The sequence below is a fragment of the Ohessyouella blattaphilus genome (assembly GCF_024721265.1).
Classification (GTDB): domain Bacteria; phylum Bacillota; class Clostridia; order Lachnospirales; family Lachnospiraceae; genus Aequitasia; species Aequitasia blattaphilus_A.
Map to the genome: position 1 here is coordinate 1 of NZ_JAMXOC010000053.1, position 3,700 is coordinate 3,700.

The window sequence follows — 3,700 nt, forward strand, 5'->3', positions numbered from 1 at the left end:
AAAAAAGGAATCTACAAGCCTTGTAAACAGAGGGCTAGAGATTCCGAGAGACTATTATCACTTTTTGAGGAGGAAAAACTAATGAGAATAATATTTGACGAAGATGAGAAAATTGAGTTTTCGAGATTTTTTAAATTTGTTTTGATTTTAGGCATTATATTTACTGGTATATGTTTACTCTCTTCACTAACTCTGATTAGAGACTTCTTTAAAGACGATATCCTAAATAAACCCTATGCCTACGACTATTTTAAAAATGTAATCTTCTATTTATGTCTCTCTGTGGTATTCTTTGGATTAATTGTTACTTGGCGAAGCAAAAAACCCTTCTCAAGAACAGTAACCATCATTATGTACTGTGAGAGTATAATTTTCTTTATTTCATCTTTAATCACCCCTCAACTCAACGGATTTAAAAACATGTCTTTTGAAATATTGGCCTATAATGATTTTTCCTTATTAGACGGAAAGTTCTTACTGCTAGGAATCATTTTGCTAATTTCAGCTTATCTAGTTGGATATGGTCTAAGAATCCAAGAAGACTACGAATCCACAGTGTAACGTATATTTAAATGGAGTAAAAATTATGGCATTAATATTAAGATTAGACCGTGTTATGGCTGATAGAAAAATGAAATTGAATGAATTGGCAGAAAAAGTTGGTATTAATTATGTCAATCTTTCAAATCTAAAAAATGGCAGAGCAAAAGCAATTCGTTTTTCTACATTAAATAATATTTGCAAAGCGTTGGATTGTCAGCCGGGTGATATTATCGAATATGTTTCAGACATGTAAACACTAATGGTTGATGGGAGACCCTACCTTTAGCTGGATTATTACCTTTTGTTAATGACTCCGCAACCTGGAATACTGGCGCAATCCCAAAGATAAACAACTTTACATTCTCATATCCCTCACCTTTCTGCCACAAATCCCTATAAATATATAGCACGATCACAAGAATCTAGAATTTTATTATCATGGCTTACAATTATGACAATTGAGTTTTTTTTCAATTTACGAACACACGATATAAAAAACTTTTGCCCATCCTCATCAAGCGCAGAATTACCTTCGTCAAAAATATACAAATCTGCATTTTTAGCTAATGCTCTGCCTAATGCCAGTTTTTGAGTCTCACCACCTGAAAAACCACTTTTTTCAGTGTTTTTATCAGTCAACTTTAAATATTCAACTGTTTTTTCATCGCCAATCATTTTTAACTTCTCCATTAGATTTTTATACGACTGAGTAGGTGCAACAAGAATATTGTCATCAACTGACCCATTCAACAATTTTGGTGTTTGTTCTAAAAAGGATATTTTCTCTAGCCGTAGATATTCCATATCAATTTCATCTAATCTAAATCCATTTATATTTATTGTTCCTTGTTGGCAGTCACTATAAAGACCAATTACAGCCTCCAATAACGTTGTTTTACCTGAACCATTATCACCTGCAATACAATAGGAATAGCCTTTCTTAAATATGTATGAAAAACCGTTCAAGACATAATGTTTATCTCGCATTACATATAAATTGTTAAACTCTATCGTTTCGATAGATTCAATTTTAAGCGTGCCATTACTTTGCAGTGGAATGGCAAAAATTTCTTTTATTCTTTCATATTTGAAACCAGTCAACCTGCGACCCTTCTATTCTACCTCTTGATATCGTATTCCAAATTCCTATTTAGAAAACTCCGCTCTAAATTCCACATCTGTAGTAGCGATAAACTCATATTCCGGCTCTTCTGAAACTAATCTGAAGTAAATTGTCACGTATTCTTAACTTTCAACCCAATCCTTAAAAATCTTAATTATTTCCTCGAGCTTTTTGCTATCGCCTCCCCCTTTGAACAATCCTTCTTTCTTACTACAAACAATCCACTCTTTCTCGTTAGTGTATTCTTGTATTGTCTCGAACTCCTTACCTTCTACATCCGTATCCAATAAATCAATTTTCAGTCCCCATCCTGGATTATCCAAAGTATATATCTGGACTTGATTATAGTGTTCCCACTCACCATCACAATTATTTTCAAACCATTGCATTAGTCATTCTAAATAACTCATTTTATCTCCAATTCTAATTCTATTTTGGTATCTCCCAATCCTGTGGCTCCCTTACCTGGTACATTCTTATCATGTACGTGTGGCATTAGATCATCTCCTGTTACCGGATTTTGATACGGCGCCCCCCCTCATATCCCTCTACCTCTTGGAAGACTGATGGATTTTGAGGATTCACCTCATATATTTTATAATTTATTACTTTACCAGTGTTAGAACCTTCCTTAAATACGCTATGATCTCCAACTGCATTTTCAACAGGTTTAATACTGTTCTTTGCTCTTCCTGTATTTGTACCACTGAAAGCATTATCCATCACACCACTGGTTCCAGATGCTTTCTCCGTACTTCCGCCGGAGGTTATCGTTCCGAGCGCAAAATCAGTAAGTAACTAGTGATCCAAGTGTTACATCTCTACCGTGAGCCACATCGTTTACAGCACTAACAGTAGTATCAATCAGGTTGTCTACACCATTTTTGACAAGTAGATTGCTTAGTAATGAAGAACCTCCGAATGCTGCCGTCAACGTAGCTGCGCCAGCTCCACCTGTTAGTACAATTGCAACTCCAAGCCCAGCAATTATAAGTCCACCGACAGCAACCTTGCCAACTGATTTCCAATCCACTTTACCCAGAGCATCACTAATCCCGTTTGCTGTTGTACATAACTCACGTACTACTGTGTCCTTAATCTCTGCAGTTCTGTGAGTCACGTAGGAGGTGAAAGAAATAAAAGCTCTCTGGGTATTCCGCAGTGCATTCCCAGCACTACTGATAAAGGTGGATGTTGCCGAAGCTTCCTTCTGATAACCGTTGTAAGCCGCCTGTTTCACATTATTAATTGTTTGCTTTGGATTACGGATAGCATTCGATACCCAACTAGCCGCACTCTTAACGGTGTTAACTACTGTCTTAACCGTCCTTTCAAGCACAAAAGAATATCTGCCAATTTGATGGTCTATGAAATAAATTATAGGAGCCAAAAAATATTTATGAAACTTCCTTTTTAGCTATACAATTTAGCTTTTTTACAAAAAATTCATATAGCTCTGCTTCAAATGCCGTTGAATAAATTATTTGTGTTCGTTTCAATATTATGTAAGTGCCGTTTTCTCGCGAAAGGTAGTCCATACGAAAAATAGTTTCATATGGACTTTCCTTCTGTAACCGCTTAATCCCTCTAATTTTCAAATAATATACTTCATTATAACAAATCAAATCATAATATAGCGTATCCTTATCATTCTTTTGAAATAGGTTCTCGACTATTTCATCTTTTGATTTGGAGCACCACAAGATAACATCTTGTCCACCATTTTTATAATTCCCGCCGGAATAATAGGTGTAGCGAGACCATGTGCGCCATATAATCACGACTGCAACTACCAAAAAAGTAATAAAAAAGATATAAAACATATCCTCCCTTTCGCTACTTGTTATAGTGGAAATTTATGCTTTGTAAATATTTAATGTTTTCTTTTATCCAATCGTTTCCGACCACGAATTTGCTGAAAAAAAACTCTAATTTTTCAGTATCTGTAATGATTTTCATGCTATAGGAGATGATACCTTTTCTTATTCTCAAGTCTTTTATATACATCCACGGCACAAGTATATTATCTTCTAC

General features: G+C 35.1%; 8 protein-coding genes. 2 read left to right on the forward strand and 6 right to left on the reverse strand.

Going from position 1 to position 3,700, the window contains the following annotated elements:
* Together NHH16_RS15105 and NHH16_RS15110 are read left to right on the forward strand one after the other, a co-directional pair.
* Nucleotides 1-561: hypothetical protein (locus NHH16_RS15105; RefSeq protein WP_262070422.1), on the forward strand; the 561-nt coding region annotated here is incomplete at its 5' end.
* A 25-nt stretch (nucleotides 562-586) separates the two neighbouring features.
* Complete coding sequence (locus NHH16_RS15110) at nucleotides 587-796, forward strand: helix-turn-helix domain-containing protein (RefSeq protein WP_262070423.1); 210 nt, start codon at nucleotides 587-589, stop codon at nucleotides 794-796.
* A gap of 140 nt (nucleotides 797-936) precedes the next feature.
* On the opposite strand, the gene NHH16_RS15115 is transcribed toward NHH16_RS15110, so the two are convergent.
* The 6 genes from NHH16_RS15115 to NHH16_RS15140 all read right to left on the reverse strand — a co-directional run.
* On the reverse strand, nucleotides 937-1,644 hold the full coding sequence (locus tag NHH16_RS15115) for an ABC transporter ATP-binding protein (RefSeq protein WP_262070424.1): 708 nt from the start codon (nucleotides 1,642-1,644) through the stop codon (nucleotides 937-939).
* A 144-nt stretch (nucleotides 1,645-1,788) separates the two neighbouring features.
* Nucleotides 1,789-2,055 carry an immunity 53 family protein gene (locus tag NHH16_RS15120; RefSeq protein ID WP_262070425.1) on the reverse strand — a complete coding sequence of 89 codons (267 nt, stop codon included), beginning with the start codon at nucleotides 2,053-2,055 and terminating at the stop codon, nucleotides 1,789-1,791.
* A 121-nt stretch (nucleotides 2,056-2,176) separates the two neighbouring features.
* Nucleotides 2,177-2,392 carry a hypothetical protein gene (locus tag NHH16_RS15125; protein ID WP_262070426.1) on the reverse strand — a complete coding sequence of 72 codons (216 nt, stop codon included), beginning with the start codon at nucleotides 2,390-2,392 and terminating at the stop codon, nucleotides 2,177-2,179.
* Nucleotides 2,393-2,453: 61 nt separating this feature from the next.
* Nucleotides 2,454-3,005, reverse strand: a complete 552-nt coding sequence (locus NHH16_RS15130; protein WP_262070427.1) for a hypothetical protein — start codon at nucleotides 3,003-3,005, stop codon at nucleotides 2,454-2,456.
* A 58-nt stretch (nucleotides 3,006-3,063) separates the two neighbouring features.
* The gene (locus NHH16_RS15135; RefSeq protein WP_262070428.1) at nucleotides 3,064-3,489 is read right to left on the reverse strand and encodes a hypothetical protein; all 426 of its coding nucleotides are present in this window, start codon (nucleotides 3,487-3,489) and stop codon (nucleotides 3,064-3,066) included.
* A 13-nt stretch (nucleotides 3,490-3,502) separates the two neighbouring features.
* Nucleotides 3,503-3,700, reverse strand: a 198-nt coding sequence (locus tag NHH16_RS15140; RefSeq protein WP_262070429.1) for a hypothetical protein, incomplete at its 5' end; no start/stop codon positions are given.

Bases quoted from the DNA above. Each gene is read 5' to 3' on its own strand.
- NHH16_RS15120 (WP_262070425.1), bottom strand. From the start codon at position 2,055: ATGCAATGGTTTGAAAATAATTGTGATGGTGAGTGGGAACACTATAAT.
- NHH16_RS15135 (WP_262070428.1), bottom strand. From the start codon at position 3,489: ATGTTTTATATCTTTTTTATTACTTTTTTGGTAGTTGCAGTCGTGATT.
- NHH16_RS15110 (WP_262070423.1), top strand. From the start codon at position 587: ATGGCATTAATATTAAGATTAGACCGTGTTATGGCTGATAGAAAAATG.